We start from the raw sequence: 15,649 nt of genomic DNA, 5'->3' as shown, positions 1-15,649 counted from the left end.
TCGGTCTCACCGCTCGACCGCGCTGCCGAAGTGGCACGTCGTCTGCCCGGCCGTCGGCCCGATGTTTCCCCTGTCACGGTGTGCGGTGCAGGCGGCTTGACGCCTTGTGGTTCCGGAGCGGCAGCGCGGGCGAGCGCCGGATTACCGATGAGGCGCTCGCCTTCGGCAGGATGGGCGCATGACCGAGATCCGCACATCCCGTCTCCTCCTGCGCCGCTGGCACGACGACGACCTCACGCCGATGGCGGACATCAACGCGGACCCGCGGGTTATGCGCTGGATCGGCGACGGCACGGTGCGCGACCTGGACCACACGGTGGAGGCCATCGAGCGATGGGAGGAGGAGTGGGACGAGGAGGGCTTCGGCCTCTTCGCCGTCGAGCTGCTGGCCTCGGGCGAATTGATCGGCTTCACGGGACTGTCCGTGCCCGAGTTCCTGCCGGAGGTGATGCCCGCCGTGGCCATCAGCTGGCGGCTCGGCTCACAGTTCTGGGGCCAGGGATACGCGTCCGAAGCCGCGCACGCCACGCTGGAGTTCGCGCTCCAGGACCGCGGCCTGGACCGCGTCATCAGCATCAACCAGGTGGGGGACAACGCCTCCGAGAACGTCATCCGCAAGCTCGGCATGGTGCCCGAGCGGGAGACGGCCCACCCGGTGTACGGCTACCCGCTGCGCGTTCACGCCATCGATCTCACCGAGTTCCAGGCGTGAACCGGCCGAGCCGTCGACCATCACAAGACAGCCGACCACTGTCCCTACATCCCTGAGCGCATTGATCACGACAGTACGGACATCGAGAGACGGACGGCGTCTTCCCGTCGCCGACCCACGCCTTCACCGAACTGCGGCCAGAGCCGTGAAATCGGCCAATATCGCTCTTCATGCCCCACTCGGTTGCCGTCGGCAACGGGAGCCGGGGCCACCCGCCTGTGGAGTGTGCGGGCCGTGGCGAGCGGTCGTGAGATGTCTTCGGCGGCGCTGTGCGCTGGGCTTCGCCCGCCCTGGACAGCTCGACGCGCCCCCAGACCTGGCTGGCTACGGGGCGGCACCTCCGCTGTGGTGCCCGACCTCAGGCAGGCGCGGGCGGCTGGGGTTACGAGCGCGTCGTGCGCCCGCCGGGCGGCGTCGCCGACCGCGACCCGGTTCCCGACGGGATGGCACCGAGGGCGCTGGAGGCGGCGACGACGTCGACGGCGAGAACGGCGTACCGACGAAATGGGGCTGTGTGGGTGACGAAACGCAGTCCGTCGTCGGCCGGGCGATTGGGCTGACGCCGATCCCACCGAAGGCGGCTCCCGTGTGCGGGAACTTCTGCGTATCTGCGCGGGATACACGCCCTGCTGGACTTGCTGGCCCACCATGCCGGCGCATTGCGTCGGTGGCCCTATCGCCATGTGCATCGACGCGTAGCACCGCTGGCGAGCTTCCTTGACGTCCTCCGGGAAGGCGTCCACCAGGCCGAAGTCGGTGATCGAGTTGTCGAGCTTCTCAATCGCCGTGTGCACTCTGGAGGTTCGCCGCGGTCCCAGTCTCGGGCAGTGCGGCCTCGCGCCGATGGTCGGCGGCTCCTTACTCTCCCCCGTCGGCGGAATGGAGCTGGAAGTCGACGACGACGCAACCAACCCGTCCGTCATCGGTGCGGCCGATCCGGACGGGGTAGGCCCCGTCGCCCCGGCCGGTACGGAAGGCGATGAGGTTCGGCTCGGGCTCCGTGCTGGGCAGTTCGACGGTGAAATGGCTGTCGAGGGTATGAACAGGTCCTCGCCCAGCCGGTCTTCGGTCCGTGCGCGCCTGTGTCACCGACTCCGAGCCCGTCTCACCCTGGTCCGCCGTGGACCGCATGTCCATCGTCACCCGGTTCTGCGCCTGGTGCCTGGAGGAGTTCCTCCCCCTGGACCGCGAAACGCTGTTCACCCCCGACACTGTCGAACGCTACGTTCTGACCGGTATGCGGGATCTGCAGCCCTCATGCCGGCGCACGCATCTCTCCCAGCTGTCCGCCATCGGCCGCACGATCACCCGCCGTGCACCCTGGCCACCTGCCAGGACTGGGCTGGCCCGCAACCGGCTGGCCACCCCCTACACCCCCGCCCAGGTCGCCGGATACCTGATGGCCCGGCGAACACCTCACCATCACCGGCCGCTCCCTGGCCACCACCGAGCGCGGCATCACCGTGCTGAGCATCGCCGGTATCCGGCCGCGCGCCATCCCCGTGCTCGCCGCCTACGCACCCCTGCTGCACACCCTCGCCGCCCGCCATCCCGGCGAGCCACTGATCGGCCCGACCCACAACACCGACAAGAACCGCCTCAACCACCTCCTCCCATCAAGACTCTGACCGGCTACGACCCCAGGGACGCCCTGCAGCGTTTCACCCTGGAGACGGCGGCGATGGGGGCACCTCTGCTCGGCTGGCCGGAAGCGCCGCTGTAGACGCCTTCCCGCACCGTTCGGTTCCCCGGGTTAACGGGACGTCAGGGGCGCATAAAGATTGCCGGAATCCGGCAATGTGCGGCCGTGGCCCCAGATGCCAGCATGGCAGGGCACCGAGACGAGGAACGGGGGTGGCGTGTGGCTGAGTTCTTGCGGGCCGTGCTGGGGTTCCCGGCCGTCCTGTTCAGCTTCGTACTCCTCGTCGTCGCCGGTTACTGGCTGGTGGTGCTGATCGGGGGAGCCGGCGGCGTGGATGCTTTTGACGGGGGCGATGGCGTCCACGCCGACGTGGCGGGCCTTCCGGTCACCGTCATCGTCTCGATGGGCGCGGTCATTGCCTGGTTCGTGAGCTTACTCGGCACGGTGCTGGTCGACTGGCCCTGGCTGCGAGCCGCCGTACTCCCCGCCGCGCTGGGCGCGGCCTGGGTCGGTGTCCGCCTCCAGCGACGTCTGGCCGCCCGGCTGCTGCCCTGAGCACCTCAAGGGACTTGAAGCGGTCGTTCACGAAGCGTGATGACCCCATCCCTGTCCGAAGGGTCATGGCGGGGGCCCGCAACGTGCCCCTGGCCAGCGCTGGGCACGGGACCTGATATGCAGCGATCTTGCTTACTGAGGCAACTTGGGGGGATTCATGCCGCAGGGTAACGATGACGACTACGAGCCGGTCTTCAAGAAGAGCAACTGGGGTACAAGCCGGTACGTCTACAACCCCAACAACCCCGTAGGGATGGCCTTGATCATCTTGAGCCTTGTCTTCGCGCTCGTGGTGATGTTCCTGATGGAGGAGCGGAAGGGCCCCTTCGAGCCCCCGAAGGAGACGCCCTGGAGCCCGCAGATCGATGACAATCCCACCTATCCGTGGGACGAGGACCCATACGCGACGCCTTCCGACGGCACGACGCCGATGCCAAGCCCTACCCCCTGAACACTCAGCGGGGCGGCCAATCGGTCGCCCCGCAGTCCCGATGCCCGGTGGCTGGGGCCGACGGCGTCCGAGCCTTTGGGATTGTCCGTGTGCCGGGTTTGCCTGAAGGGTGTCCTTATTGCCGTATGGTGGTTGACCTGGTGCTTTGCCATCGCCCAAGTATGGGCATGATCTCTGATGGTGGGTCTGCGACTGCTCTACCTGATTTCCTGCCGACTCCTGGGGCTGCTTCCTGTGCTGGGTCGATCGACCGCGGCGAACAACGCTGAGATCCTTGCTCTCCGCCATGAGGTCGCTGCGCTTCGCCAGCAGGTGGAGCGCCCGCGGCTCTCGTGGGCTGACCGTGCCGTGCTCTCTGCTCTCGCCCGGTACCTGCCACCTGTCTTACGTCGCCATCGGCTGGTCACCCCGGGCACCCTGCTGACCTGGCACCGTCGTCCGGTGCGCTGGGAATAGCGACAGGCACCAGCCAGGCCCGGCCGGCCACCGTTACCGGAAGAGACAGTCGCGCTCATCCAGCGCATGGCGAGAGAGAACCCGGCCTGGGGGTACGTCAGGATCCAGGGCGAACTGCGACGGCTCGGTCATCGGGTCGCCGCCGCCACCATCCGGCGCGTCCTACGCCGTTCCGGCCTGCCGCCCGCACCGCAGCGAGCCTCCCAGCAGACCTGGCGTACTTTCCTCCGCTCCCAGGCCCACACGCTGCTCGCCTGCGACTTCATGCACGTGGAGACCGTCATCCTCAAGCGTCTCTATGTCTTCTTCGTCATGGAGATGCACCCGGCACGTTCAGGTCCTGGGCGTCACCGCCCGTCCCACCGGCGGGCACATGGGTCACCCGACTCGCCCGCAACCTGCTCATAGATCTCGAGGAGAGGGCTGGGCGCATCCGGGTCCTCATCCGCGACCGGGACAGCAAGTTCACCGCAGCATTCGACGCCGTCTTCACCGGCAACGGCACAGCCGTCATCCCAACGCCGCCGCAAAGCCCACGGTCCAACGCGTTCGCCGAACGATGGATACGCACAGCCCGCATCGAATGCACCGACCGCCTCCTCACCACCAGCGAACGACACCTGCGTACCGTCCTCACCAGGTATGCCGAGCACGACTACGCCAGACGAGCCCACCGCAGCCTCGACCTACGTGCCCCAGACGACGACCCGCACATCATTCCCCTGCCCGCCGCCACGGTCAGGCGCACGCAGGTACTCGGCGGACTGCTCAACGAGTACCACACCACGCCACCCCGACCGCCTCACCATCCACAGGAAACGCCCAGCTCAGCAGCCTGATCGGAACATTGACACCCTTCAGGCCGGACCGGCACTTGACCTTACCCCTGAGGGCAAGGTTTAGCGTTGAGCGAGGTGAACGGCATGAAGATCAGTGAGCTTGCACATCAGGCCGGCGTGACGACCAAGGCCGTGCGGTACTACGAATCGCTGGGGTTGATCACACCCGAGCGCCTCGCCAATGGTTACCGGAACTACGACGAGGACGACGTACGCCTCGTACGCGAGATCAGGACCCTCCACCGGCTGGGGATCCCCGTCGAGCGCACCCGGCCGTTCCTGGAGTGCCTGGCGGCCGGACGCCCGCACGCCGACGACTGCCCGGCCTCACTGGCGAGCTACCGGGAGGCCATCGACGAGCTCACCGAACGCATCGAGGCACTGACCGCCCGCCGCACGACGCTGATCACCAACCTGAACGCCGCCGCCCACCGGGGCAGCAGCGTCAGACCGACTGAGCAGGCCGCAACGGGAGGCGAGAGCTATCTGACGCTGCCCGCCGGCCTGCCCGCCCCCGAGAACGACGGCGCCGCGAATCACCTGCCCGGCACGAAGGCGCCGCAGGTTTCCTTGCCCGACACGGCAGGCAAGGCGATCCGGCTGGACGCACTCGGCCCTCGCCGCACGGTGATCTACATCTACCCCCTCACCGGCCGCCCCGGCACCGATCTGCCCGACGGCTGGAACGCCATCCCCGGAGCCCGCGGCTGCACCCCCGAGACGTGCGGCTTCCGCGACCACTTCCAGGACCTCCTCCAAGCCGGCGCCGGCCGCGTGTACGGGCTGTCCAGCCAGGACACCGACTACCAGAACGAGGTCGTGGAACGGCTCGGACTGCCCTTCGGCATGCTCTCCGACCCTTCCCTCAGCCTGGCCGACACCCTTGGCCTGCCCACGTTCGAGGCCGACGGGATGCGCCTGTTCAAGCGGCTCACGCTCGTCGTCCGTGACGGCGTGATCGAGCACGCCTTCTATCCGATCTTCCCGCCGAACGAACACGCCCAGCAGGTCCTGACCTGGCTGCGCCAGAACCCCCCGTAGGGCCGGCGTAGGCACGGACGCCTGCTGGATGCCTGCACCACGATCCCGGCGACTACCCCATTTATCACTATTCGCACGAAAGGACGCCCATGTACATCCCCGAACACTTCGTGCCCGACGAGGCCGCGGTCCGTGACCTGCTGACCAACCACGGCGCGTCCGACCTGATCACCATGACCGAGCAGGGCCTGGTGGCCACCCTGCTGCCCTTCGACTACGACCCGGACGCCGGAGAGCAGGGGGCCCTCATCGGCCATATGGCGCGCGCCAATGACCAATGGCATCAGCCGGTGCGGGGTGAGTCCATGGTGATCGTCCGCGGGCCCGAGGCGTACGTGACGCCGTCGTGGTACCCGACCAAGCAGGAGCATCACCGCGTGGTGCCGACCTGGAACTACATGATTGCGCACGTGTACGGGCAGCTGGTCGTGCACGACGACCCGGCCTGGATCGAGGGCCAGATCCGCCGTCTGACCGACCGGCACGAAACCGGCTACGCCGAACCCTGGTCCGTCGACCAGGCCCCGGTGAAGTTCGTCGAGCGGCAGCTGCGTGCCGTGGTCGGCGTCGAGGTGGTCATCAGCCGCATCGAGGCCAAGTTCAAGCTCAGCCAGAACCAGCCGCAGGAGAACGTCGAGGGCGTCATCGCGGGCCTCGAAGCCCGCGGCCAGGCCGACGACGCCGCAGTGGCGGCAGCCGTACGCGCCCACAACCCGCACACCACCACCTCCTGACCACCACCGCACGATGGCTCGTGCACCGCGCCGGCACCGCGGGCCGGCGCGGGCCCCGAGAGGACCCCCGATGACCACAGCGAACACCGAAGTCGAACTCGACCTCGTGGTGGCTCGTCGCACCGACGAGGTGTACGGATGTACGCCCTCGTGGTGATCGAACACGGCAGTCGCCGGATCCGGATCCTGGGCGCCACCGCCCATCCCACCGCAACCTGGGTGGCACAAGCGGCGAAGAACCTCGTCATGGACCTCGAAGACCTCGGCTGCCGGGCACGGTTCATGATCCGGGACCAGGACGGGAAGTTCCCCGTCCTCTTCGATGCCGTCCTCAAAGACGCGGGGTCGACGTCGTGCTCAGCGGCATCCGGATACCGAGGTTGAACTCGATCATGGAGCGCTGGATACAGACCTGTCGCCGCGAGCTCCTGGACCGGACGATGATCTGGAACCAGCGACACCTTCTCCACGCCCTGCGCGAGTTCGAGCAGTTCTACAACGGACACCGCCCACACCAGGGCATCGCGAACGCCAGACCGCCAGAGCCCTTGCCCCCGCCGATCGACGACCCGGACATATCAGCCCGCCTCAACATACGTCGACTCGATCGCCTCGGCGGCATCCTCCACGAGTACCGGAATACGGCTTGACGTGCACGGATGAGATTTCCGGCAAGGGCAACCTCGTCGAAGAGCACTGGCGCTTCGGGCTCTTCGCTCCGAGGGAGGCCAGCCAGCATGGCGAGGGACGGGCACTCTCGGATGAGAACCGGCGCGGCCTGACCGCGCTGTTCTGGTCCAACATCAATCCGTACGGAACGTTCCGTCTGGAGATGGGCAAGCGCCTCGGCCTCGGCTGGTCGGGGACCGTGCCCGGGCAGCGGCAGGCGGCAGGGCTCAGCCGTCCTCGGCCCAGGTCGGCAAGCGACCCATGACCCACCTCAGCCCGGCAGAACGTCCTCAAGTTGCGCCAGCTCCTCCGTGCTCAGCGTGAGCTCCACGGCCCTGGCGGAGTCGGTGATGGAGGCCGGGCGGCTGGCTCCCGGTACCGGGAGCACTGCCGGGGAGCGGGCGAGCAGCCAGGCCAGGGCGATCCGCTGTGGGCTGACGCCGTGCTCGGCGGCGATGCGGTGGAAGGCGGTGCCTATGGAGGTGGGGCCGGTGGGGCCGTCGAGGGAGCTGCGCGAGATGCCGCCGAGCGGGCTCCAGGGCAGGAAGGCCAGGCCCAGTTGGGTGCTCAGCTGCAGCTCGGGCTCGCTATCGCGGACGGCGGGCGAGTACTGGTTTTGCACGGAGGCGAGTGCCTCGCCGAGGATCTGATGCGCCTGGCGGATCTGGGCGGTGGTGACGTTGGAGATGCCTGCGGCGCGGATCGTGCCGGCGTCGAGCAGCTCGCGCAACGCGCCGACGGATTCCGCCCAGGGCACGGCCGGGTCCGGCTTGTGCAGCTGGTACAGGCCGATGGCGTCGACGCCGAGGCGCTTGGCGGAGGCTTCGGCGGCTTGCTTGAGGTGTGCGGGGGTGGCGGTGACGGTCCAGCTGCCGTCGCCGGGGCGGCCGCGGCCGCCCTTGGTGGCCACCAGGACGCCGGAGGTGTCGCCGCCGTAGCGGGCCAGGGCGCGGGCGATCAGCAGTTCGTTGTGGCCCGCCTCGCCGGCGTGCCAGTGGTAGCTGTCGGCGGTGTCGATGAGCGTGACGCCGGCGTCGAGGGCGGCGTGGATGGTGGCGATGGCCTGCGTCTCGTCGGGGCGGTGTTCGATGGACAGCGGCATGGCGCCCAGCCCGACGGCGCTGACGGCGGTGTGGGCGATGGTGCGGTAGCGCATGGTGGCTCAAGTTCCTCAGGCAGTGGGGGATGGCTCGGTGGTGAGGGCTTCGACGACGGCGCCGGGCAGCCAGTCGGTGGTGTGGGAGAAGGAGAATCCGAGGGCCTTCGCGCGGGCGTTGCTCATGGCGTAGTGGCGGTCGAAGGAGAACGGCGAGGCCGGCTCGCCCGCGACGACGGTCCGGTAAACGGCCTCCCGGCCTACCTGCGTGGCGGTGATCGCGGCGAGGCCGTGGACATCGAGTTGGCCGTCGGAGCAGGCGTTGACCGGGCCGGTGAAGTCGGCTGTGGTCGCCCACAGCAGCAGCTCCGCCAGCTCCTCGTAGTGGATGAAGACCGTGGGCAGCACCTGCGCGTGCACAGTGATCTCTTCACCCCGGGTGATGCGCCCGACGTAGTGCGCCAACCTGCCAGTGAACTCCTGCGCGCCGCCGCCGAGCACATGAGCGCTGCGCACACTGGTGCACTCAAAGCAGCCGGTGCGGGCGAAGACGGCCTCCGCCTGGCGCTTGCCCTCGGCGTAGTGCGCCTCCAGGTACGCGTCGTCGTGCCAGGGCAGGTCCATGGCCACCAGCCAGGTGGCCGGGTCCACGATCTCCTCCGGCACCGGCGTGCCGGGAGGCACTGCCGGCAGCGAGGCGGTCGCGGGGTCGTAGACCTCGATCGTAGAGGTCATGATGTAGCGCCGGGTGCGGTCGGCAAAGGCGCGTGCGGCGGTTTCGGCCTGCACCGGGGTGTAGCAGACCTGGTCCACCACGACGTCGAAGGTGCGAGAGCCGAGCACGGCCGTCAGGGCGGCCTCGTCGTTTCGGTCGACAACGAGGTGCTCAATGCCGGCGGGCGGCGAGGTGGAGCCGCGATTGATCACAGTGACATGGTGGTCAGCGGCCTGAAGGCGCTTCACCAGGAGCTTTCCGAAGTACCGGCTTCCACCGATGACGCAGATCTTTTGCACGCCCCCATCCTGGAGACCTATCGTCATCAGCAGAAGTATCGACCTTCTGGATAGGTATTAAGGAAAACTGTTGATCGATGTGCAGCGGCTCCGCATCCTGCGGGCGGTGGCGGAACACGGCAGCTTCAACCAGGCGGCCGCGGCTCTCCGACTCACCCCCTCGGCCGTCTCACAGCAGGTGGCCGCCCTGGAGCGCAGCCTCGGCACCCAAGTCGTCGCCCGCAGCACCCGCGGCGTCACCCTCACACAGGCCGGCCGCATCATGGTCGGCGCCGCCGAATCTGTCGCCGCAGAGCTCGAACACGCACAACAACAGGTCGCCCAGCTCAGCACCGGCCGCCCCCAACTCACCGTCGCCACCTTCACCAGCGGCGGCAGACTGCTGCTGCCCGCCGCTCTCACCCGGCTCACGGCAGTCCATCCCCGCACTGTGCTCCACATCAGGGAGGGCGAACCGGAGGACACCCTGCCGCTCGTCCGGCAGGGTGCCGTGGACCTCGCCCTCGCCTACCATTTCGACGGCCCGCTACCCGTGGGGCCGGGCCCCGGCTCCAGCCTGGAGTGGACGCCGCTCCTGGAAGACCCCCTGCACGTCGTCCTGCCACAAGGGCACCGACTTGCCAACCGCGACGCGCTCGACCTCGCTGAGATGGCAGCCGAACCCTGGGTGCTCGGCTGTCTGAAGAGCGAGGCATACCTGCGCCGCTACGCCGAGCGCGCCGGCTTCGATCCGGACGTACGCGGAACCACGACCGACTACTTCTTCGCCCGCTCACTGGTCGCTGCGGGTATGGGAATCTCTCTGATCCCCTCTATTGCGCTCGCCCCGGAGATTCCTGGCCTATGCACCGTCCCGATCAAGTCGCAGGGGCCGATCCGGCACATCGGCGTCGCCGCAATCAGCCGCGGCGACCGGCCCCATGTCACGACGCTCATCCACGCCCTTCGCGAGCAGGCGATACAGCACAACGGGCAATGATCCGACACGGGTCCCCGGCCAAACGCCGACGGGGCCGACGTCTCACAGGAAGTCGCCTGTGAAGCACCATCACCCGGTATCCGGGGCGAACTGTGTTTCATGAGTTATTGGAAACGGCTCGACGGTTTGAAGGAAATTCATGAAACGGTCGGGGCTGGTGAGCGACAACTTCAAGCGCGTGGAATCGTACGAATGCCCGATGTCCACCTGCGCCGCCCCCGCGGGCTCGCCATGCCGCACCGGCAAGGGCGAGGTGGCCATCCAGTACCACACCACCCGCTTTCGCCTCGTGCCCCAACTCGCCAAGGCCCCCGACGTGCCGACCCCCGCCGCACGCAAGCTCGGCTCCGCCTGGGCCGGGCTGCCCCGGCCGAGGCACGCCGGCGCCGAACCCGTCGGGCACGCCCGCCTGGGATACGCCCGTGCATCCACCCCCCGGCAGTCCCTCGACTCGCCCGCCGAAGCCGGGGTTACGCGACCCTGGCCGAGGAACTGAAGGAGAGCGACGTCAGCCTGGAGTTTCTCACCGGTGAGCTCCAAGGTTCCGGCCTTGGGGACCAACGGGACAGCCGGTAACGTCAAGTACTTGATCTTGGGCTATTCAGCGTAGGCACGACGGTGCCAAGGGCGTCTACGGCCTGGTGGAGAAGCCTGACTTCGCTCTTGTCGTCCCGTACGCCGACGGCGGTTTCCATCTTGAGTTTTACCAGCCTTTGACAGTGGCGTGCATTTCCCAGACGAGGATCTCGGCGGGTTCGTCGGCGGTGATCCGCTGGCCTCCGGTTGCGGTGAAGCGTACGGAATCCCCGGCTTCGAGTTTTCCGGATGCCTCCAGCGTGACGGTGCCGCGGGGAACGAAGAGGTGAAGGAACGGTGCCTCGGGAAGGAGCACCGAGTCGCCCGGGTTCAGTCGTGCCGCGTGCAGTCCGGCGTATTTGTTCTTGATGCGGATCGCCGATGTGTCGGCATGCCGGTCCATTCCCGACGCCACGGTGACCAGGCCGCCGTGCAACAGTGCATCGTCGATCTCCAACTGTTCGTAGCCGGGGGTGATGCCCTCCTCGTCGGGTACGACCCACATCTGCACGAAGTGCACGGGGTCGGTGTGGGGGCTGACGTCCTTAAGTCGCCAGGAGTCGTTCTTCTCCGAATGCAGGATGCCCGTTCCGGCGCTCATGCGCTGGGCGAGTCCGGGGTAGATCAGCCCGGTGTGGCCGGTGGAGTCCTGGTGGACCAGTGATCCCTGCAGCACCCACGTGACGATCTCCATGTCCTGGTGTGGATGAGTTTCGAAGCCGGTGCCGGCGGTGACGATGTCGTCGTTGTTGACCAGCAGCAGTCCATGGTGGGTGTTCTGAGGGTCGTAGTGGCGCGAGAAGGAGAAGGAGTGCTTGGAATCAAGCCAGGACAGCTGTGTTTTGTACCGTGCCTGGCTGCGGCGGATGTCCACCGTCGGTTGCAGAGCAGCGGTCATCGCATGCGTCCTTTCCATCCCCGGCGTACTGCCGCGCTCACGGCCGTCCCCGGGCGCCGGACGGAACTGTCACCGCCGGCACAGCGTCGGGGGCTCCCCGGTCGGCGACGTGCAGTTGTGTGCAGTGCTGGTCGGCGATCTCGGCGCAGATGTCGGCCGCCTGCTCGCAGAGGGGGTTGCCGAAGTCGGCGGCGGTCAATGCCATGATCATCTTGTAGCGGAGGTCATCCATGTCCGCCTCCGGAAGTGCGGGGGGTCGCCAGCCTTCAGGCTAGGCGCACCCGCGTGCCGCCGCCATCCGTAAGACCGTCCCGTGCTATGGAGCAGAACCGGCGGTGGGCCATTGCCTCCATGGCAATGCAGCAGCCTCGATCCATGGCGATGACCGACGGTGACCTGGTTGCGGCGTTCCCACACCAACTTGCCAATGACGTTCGCGCGGTCTTGGCGGTCATGCCGGAGGCCCGGATCGCATCTATGTCGCCGTTTTCGGTGTACGTGGAGGATGAAGCCGTCGCCATTCCGTATCGGATCTATCAGGATGAGCTGCCCATCGACGTGGTGCGCTCGCTGACGGTGGTGCAGCAGGCGATCCTGCACTGTCTGTACTCACGGCACTGCGACGGGCTGGTCCGCCAGCTTCACCTGGAGCAAATCGCCAGTTCCGAGCAGCTGTGGGTGGTGCCGTTCGTGGTGCAGTTGGCTGGCGAGTACGTCTTGGAGATCTTGGAGTCCATCCAACACGGCCTTTCCGACCTGCCGTCCAGGCGGTCTGCCCAGCGGCTGGCATACGGGGACTTCATCGCGCGGAATCCGGGGTTCTTCGCGCGAACCGAGCGCCGCGTGGTGAGCTACTGGTCCCGCTACTACCGGTGGAAGTTCCCCGTGTTCGGCACATACCCGGGCTGCCATGTGCTGGAGCTGCTGCGGGCCGCCGCAATCGACCGCACGAGCAGGCCATGGCCCCGCCACACGCCCGCCGGACTGACGGCGGAGACCGGTCCGTGAGATGAACACCGTCGCCGTCACCCGGCGAGTGCGAGGTGGTGCAGGTGGGCGATGCCGAGCACCGCGTGATGGACGCCGTCGCCTTTCAGCCGGCAGTCGCGAAGGATCTTCCACGTCTTCATGCGGGCGAAAACGTGCTCGACACGGGCCCGGACCTGCGTGTGGGACTTGTTGTGCGCCTGCTTCCAGGCAGGCAGTTCCTGCGGCACGCACAGCGGGCCTGGCGCGACATCGTCGGCCTGCTCGCCGAGTGCCTGCCCGTAAGGCCCTCGGAGGAGATACGCACGAAAGCCGCCCCATGGGGCGGTCAGCGGTTTCACTGAAATCCTTGCCCGAGCACTCCGGGCCGCCACACCGGGTGGGTGCGGCGGCCGTGGGTGGGATCGGCTCGTGGTTCGAGTCAGTCATCAGAGCGGCGGATCAGCCCGGCGTCACCGCACCCTCTGGCACTCCGAACCACTCCTCCAGCGCTTCCGCCAGCCCGGCCGTCGACGTCGGCGCCTGCGCCCCCGCGTCGGCCGCCCAGGCCGTGAAGCCGTCTGGACGGACGAGGACCGCCGCCAGGTCCGGGCGGTACGGGCAGCCGGCCGTCAAGGTGTCGACGCGGCCGGCATACCCCGCGGCGAGGGCCCGGAGCTCCGGGTCGTCGGTGAGGTCGAGCAGGAGCGCCCGGCCGCCGTGGAGGTGGTCCGCGAGGCGGCCGCCGTCGGTGAGTTCGAGGTCCGGGGTGCTGCGGCCGGTGAGCGGGTGCTTGCCCGGCAGCTCGTATCGCACCCCGCCACCGTTGAGCCGCGCGGTGAGGTACGTGGTGCCCGCGACCGTCCCCGCCAGGTCGCTGACGATTTCGCGCAGGGCCCGGGACTGCGGGTCCGGGCGCATGGCCGCGACCTGGGACCGGGTCCAGTCCAGGACCCACGCACCGACCGGGTGCCGCTCGGAGGTGTACGTGTCCAGCAGCCCTTCCGGCGCCCGGCCGCCGATCACCGCGGCGAGCTTCCAGCCGAGGTTCATCGCGTCCCCGATACCCAGGCTCAGCCCCTGGCTCCCGAACGCGGAGTGCACGTGCGCCGCGTCGCCCGCCAGCAGCACCCGGCCCTTGCGGTACTCGGTGACCTGGCGGGCGTGGTCGGTGAAGCGGGTCGCGGTCCGCACCCCGGTGATCGTGACGTCCACGCCGGACACGCGGCGCAGCCGCGCCTGGAGGTCCTCGGCGGTGACCGGCGCGTCCCGGTCGGCCGGCGGGCCGTCGAACTCCACGGTGACGACGCGGCCCGGCATCGGCCCGTAGGCGTACACCCCGGTGTCCGTGGCGGTCCAGCCGACCTTCAGGTCCTCGGCGCCGGTCATCTCCACGACCGCCTGGTGACAGGTGATCTCCGGGTCCGTACCGGGAAATTCAAACCCTGCGAGCTTGCGGACCACGCTGCGGCCGCCGTCGCAGCCCACGAGCCAGCCAGCGCGTATGGCCCCGTGGCTGGTCCGCACGGTGACGGCCCCGTCGTCCGCGTCGAAGCCGGTCAGCTCCACCCCCCGGCGCACGTCGACGCCGAGCTCGTCCGCCCTCCCGCCGAGCAGCCGCTCGATGTCCTGCTGCGCCACGAAAGCGATCTCGGCGGCGGGTCCGGCGTCGCCGAGGCCCGGTTCCGTACGGTCGACCAGGTCGGCGCGCAGCATGATCCCGGCGAAGTGCCCGACGATCCCGAGCCCTTGGCCCGCGGCCCCGCCTCCGTCCCCGCCGTTCCGCTCGCGCATGAATGCCTGGAAGCGGTCCATCGCCTGCCGCTGCACCTCGGCCAGCGCGGGCAGCATGCCTCTGCGGTAGAGCGCCTCGGCGCTGGGCGTGGTGATCGCCCCGCCCTTGATCGTCGGGTTCAATTCGGTGAGGCGCTCCAGGACGGCCACGCGCGCGCCTCCGAGCCGGAGCTCGCAGGCCAGCATCAGTCCGACCGGGCCGCCTCCGGCCACCACTACGTCTACGTCATAGTCCATGGCGCCGACTATGACCGAGGGCCAAAGAGGCCAAAAAGGCGCCGAGGTGTCAAGGGACCAGCCCCGCGAGGAGAATGGGGCCGGCACAGTTTGCGCTGAGAACGATGGAGCGCTCAGGCGGCCGTGCCGAAGCCGGAGGCGGCCGGTTCCTGTTCGCGGAGCTGAGTGAAGTCGACGTCGAGCTTGGGGTCGTACGCCTCGGGCTGGATACCGAGTTCGTGGGTGCTGTACTCGCCGAACCGCTTGATGTGCTCGGTCAGGTACGGGGAGACCTGGGCCAGGTCCTCCGGGTCGATCTCCCATCCGGGTACGCCCGCTGCTCGACCGCACAGCAGGAACTCGCCAGCCAGCTCGCCGCACTCGAACCCGTCTGCAAGCGGATCTTCTCCGAGAAGACATCGACTCGCGTCAAGGTCCGCCCCGAGCCGGCGATCGATCACGGGAACCCGGATGGCGCCTGGAAAGCTCTAAACCGGGCTGAGCGGTCCATCGCGGACGTGTTGGCATCTATGCACAGGATGCGCGTCCGCATCGGCGACGTGGAGGAGTAGTGGGCCGCCCTCCTGGCGGTGACCGGACCTTGCGTGATGCCTGCGAGGGGCGAGGTCACCGGTGTTGTGGTGACGTGACCTGGGCCTGCCGGGCACCCCAGCATCCACACCAGGCACTCGCCCCAGTTCCCCACAACCGCACGCCACTCACCAGCCGAAGGGCACCGTCACCCGCCTGGCGTTCGGCGGACCACCCAGAGCGTCGACGCGTCAACCGGCAAAAGGTGTATTAGCGTCCTTACTGGCACGGGCTAGCCACTCCCACAGTTACCGCGCCGAACGTCTGCTCGCTCGGGCTGAACCGGGCCTTTCCCTTGCCGAGTTGGCGTTCCAGGACCGTGATCTGATGACGGAGAGCCGGGATCTCCGCATCCTTGTCCCGGTCGCTCATCGGCAGCAGGACCGCACTGCTTGTTGAGGTGGGCGAACTGAGCCTCGT

At 68.3% G+C, this 15,649-nt stretch carries 21 protein-coding genes and 1 pseudogene; 14 read left to right on the top strand and 8 right to left on the bottom strand.

The annotated features are described in order from the left end of the window. The first annotated feature begins 178 nt into the window (after nt 1–178). Complete coding sequence (locus ABTY62_RS32920) at nt 179–712, top strand: GNAT family N-acetyltransferase (RefSeq protein ID WP_352133065.1); 534 nt, start codon at nt 179–181, stop codon at nt 710–712. An 858-nt stretch (nt 713–1,570) separates the two neighbouring features. On the opposite strand, the gene ABTY62_RS32915 is transcribed toward ABTY62_RS32920, so the two are convergent. Then, on the bottom strand, nt 1,571–1,843 hold the full coding sequence (locus ABTY62_RS32915; protein ID WP_352133064.1) for a DUF4241 domain-containing protein: 273 nt from the start codon (nt 1,841–1,843) through the stop codon (nt 1,571–1,573). 332 nt (nt 1,844–2,175) lie between these two features. On the opposite strand from ABTY62_RS32915, the gene ABTY62_RS32910 reads away from it, so the two are divergent. From ABTY62_RS32910 to ABTY62_RS32865, 10 genes are all read left to right on the top strand, one after another. Further along, on the top strand, nt 2,176–2,340 hold the full coding sequence (locus ABTY62_RS32910) for a hypothetical protein (protein ID WP_352133105.1): 165 nt from the start codon (nt 2,176–2,178) through the stop codon (nt 2,338–2,340). 233 nt (nt 2,341–2,573) lie between these two features. Further along, the gene (locus ABTY62_RS32905) at nt 2,574–2,909 is read left to right on the top strand and encodes a hypothetical protein (RefSeq protein ID WP_352133063.1); all 336 of its coding nucleotides are present in this window, start codon (nt 2,574–2,576) and stop codon (nt 2,907–2,909) included. Nucleotides 2,910–3,066: 157 nt separating this feature from the next. After that, nucleotides 3,067–3,360 (top strand): hypothetical protein, encoded by a 294-nt coding sequence (locus tag ABTY62_RS32900; protein WP_352133062.1) that lies wholly within the window; start codon nt 3,067–3,069, stop codon nt 3,358–3,360. Nucleotides 3,361–3,882: 522 nt separating this feature from the next. After that, nucleotides 3,883–4,224: a hypothetical protein gene (locus tag ABTY62_RS32895; protein ID WP_352133061.1), complete on the top strand. Its 342-nt coding sequence runs from the start codon at nt 3,883–3,885 to the stop codon at nt 4,222–4,224. Continuing rightward, nucleotides 4,215–4,655: an integrase core domain-containing protein gene (locus ABTY62_RS32890; RefSeq protein ID WP_352133102.1), complete on the top strand. Its 441-nt coding sequence runs from the start codon at nt 4,215–4,217 to the stop codon at nt 4,653–4,655. Before ABTY62_RS32895 ends, ABTY62_RS32890 begins: the two co-directional genes overlap by 10 nt. An 84-nt stretch (nt 4,656–4,739) precedes the next feature. Then, nucleotides 4,740–5,696, top strand: a complete 957-nt coding sequence (locus ABTY62_RS32885) for a MerR family transcriptional regulator (protein ID WP_352133060.1) — start codon at nt 4,740–4,742, stop codon at nt 5,694–5,696. Nucleotides 5,697–5,785: 89 nt separating this feature from the next. Further along, a complete protein-coding gene (locus ABTY62_RS32880; RefSeq protein WP_352133059.1) occupies nt 5,786–6,430 on the top strand; it encodes an FMN-binding negative transcriptional regulator in 645 nt (214 codons plus the stop codon). A gap of 138 nt (nt 6,431–6,568) precedes the next feature. Then, nucleotides 6,569–6,814 carry a hypothetical protein gene (locus tag ABTY62_RS32875; RefSeq protein ID WP_352133058.1) on the top strand — a complete coding sequence of 82 codons (246 nt, stop codon included), beginning with the start codon at nt 6,569–6,571 and terminating at the stop codon, nt 6,812–6,814. Nucleotides 6,815–6,822: 8 nt separating this feature from the next. After that, nucleotides 6,823–7,080 (top strand): integrase core domain-containing protein, encoded by a 258-nt coding sequence (locus tag ABTY62_RS32870; protein WP_352133057.1) that lies wholly within the window; start codon nt 6,823–6,825, stop codon nt 7,078–7,080. Continuing rightward, nucleotides 7,077–7,364, top strand: a complete 288-nt coding sequence (locus ABTY62_RS32865; protein ID WP_352133056.1) for a hypothetical protein — start codon at nt 7,077–7,079, stop codon at nt 7,362–7,364. The genes ABTY62_RS32870 and ABTY62_RS32865 overlap by 4 nt, the downstream gene beginning before the upstream one ends. A gap of 6 nt (nt 7,365–7,370) precedes the next feature. On the opposite strand, the gene ABTY62_RS32860 is transcribed toward ABTY62_RS32865, so the two are convergent. Then, nucleotides 7,371–8,255: an aldo/keto reductase gene (locus ABTY62_RS32860; protein ID WP_352133055.1), complete on the bottom strand. Its 885-nt coding sequence runs from the start codon at nt 8,253–8,255 to the stop codon at nt 7,371–7,373. 15 nt (nt 8,256–8,270) lie between these two features. Continuing rightward, complete coding sequence (locus ABTY62_RS32855) at nt 8,271–9,236, bottom strand: NAD-dependent epimerase/dehydratase family protein (protein WP_502997562.1); 966 nt, start codon at nt 9,234–9,236, stop codon at nt 8,271–8,273. Nucleotides 9,237–9,279: 43 nt separating this feature from the next. Here ABTY62_RS32855 and ABTY62_RS32850 point away from each other — a divergent pair, with 43 nt between their 5' ends. Together ABTY62_RS32850 and ABTY62_RS32845 are read left to right on the top strand one after the other, a co-directional pair. After that, nucleotides 9,280–10,188 (top strand): LysR family transcriptional regulator, encoded by a 909-nt coding sequence (locus ABTY62_RS32850; RefSeq protein WP_352133054.1) that lies wholly within the window; start codon nt 9,280–9,282, stop codon nt 10,186–10,188. Between the two features lie 139 nt (nt 10,189–10,327). After that, nucleotides 10,328–10,684: a zinc finger domain-containing protein gene (locus tag ABTY62_RS32845; protein WP_352133053.1), complete on the top strand. Its 357-nt coding sequence runs from the start codon at nt 10,328–10,330 to the stop codon at nt 10,682–10,684. A gap of 207 nt (nt 10,685–10,891) precedes the next feature. Here ABTY62_RS32845 and ABTY62_RS32840 read toward each other — a convergent pair whose 3' ends face one another. Both ABTY62_RS32840 and ABTY62_RS32835 read right to left on the bottom strand, forming a co-directional pair. Then, nucleotides 10,892–11,662, bottom strand: a complete 771-nt coding sequence (locus tag ABTY62_RS32840; RefSeq protein WP_352133052.1) for a pirin family protein — start codon at nt 11,660–11,662, stop codon at nt 10,892–10,894. 37 nt (nt 11,663–11,699) lie between these two features. Further along, on the bottom strand, nt 11,700–11,894 hold the full coding sequence (locus ABTY62_RS32835) for a hypothetical protein (protein WP_352133051.1): 195 nt from the start codon (nt 11,892–11,894) through the stop codon (nt 11,700–11,702). A 143-nt stretch (nt 11,895–12,037) separates the two neighbouring features. Between ABTY62_RS32835 and ABTY62_RS32830 the strand changes: the two genes are divergently transcribed. Next, nucleotides 12,038–12,670: a hypothetical protein gene (locus tag ABTY62_RS32830; protein WP_352133050.1), complete on the top strand. Its 633-nt coding sequence runs from the start codon at nt 12,038–12,040 to the stop codon at nt 12,668–12,670. Nucleotides 12,671–12,687: 17 nt separating this feature from the next. Here ABTY62_RS32830 and ABTY62_RS32825 read toward each other — a convergent pair. From ABTY62_RS32825 to ABTY62_RS32815, 3 genes and pseudogenes are all read right to left on the bottom strand, one after another. Further along, nucleotides 12,688–12,873, bottom strand: a pseudogene (locus ABTY62_RS32825) (transposase); the annotation flags it as partial. A gap of 217 nt (nt 12,874–13,090) precedes the next feature. Continuing rightward, entirely contained in the window at nt 13,091–14,659 is a 1,569-nt protein-coding gene (locus tag ABTY62_RS32820; RefSeq protein ID WP_352133049.1) for an FAD-dependent monooxygenase, read from the bottom strand. A 113-nt stretch (nt 14,660–14,772) separates the two neighbouring features. Further along, a complete protein-coding gene (locus ABTY62_RS32815; RefSeq protein WP_352133048.1) occupies nt 14,773–15,099 on the bottom strand; it encodes a hypothetical protein in 327 nt (108 codons plus the stop codon). Nucleotides 15,100–15,649: the final 550 nt, after the last annotated feature.

The sequence above is a fragment of the Streptomyces sp. NPDC097640 genome (assembly GCF_040302705.1).
Taxonomy (GTDB): Bacteria; Actinomycetota; Actinomycetes; order Streptomycetales; family Streptomycetaceae; genus Streptomyces.
The sequence above is the reverse complement of the archived record's forward strand: the minus strand, read 5'-3'. Positions and strand labels throughout refer to the sequence as shown.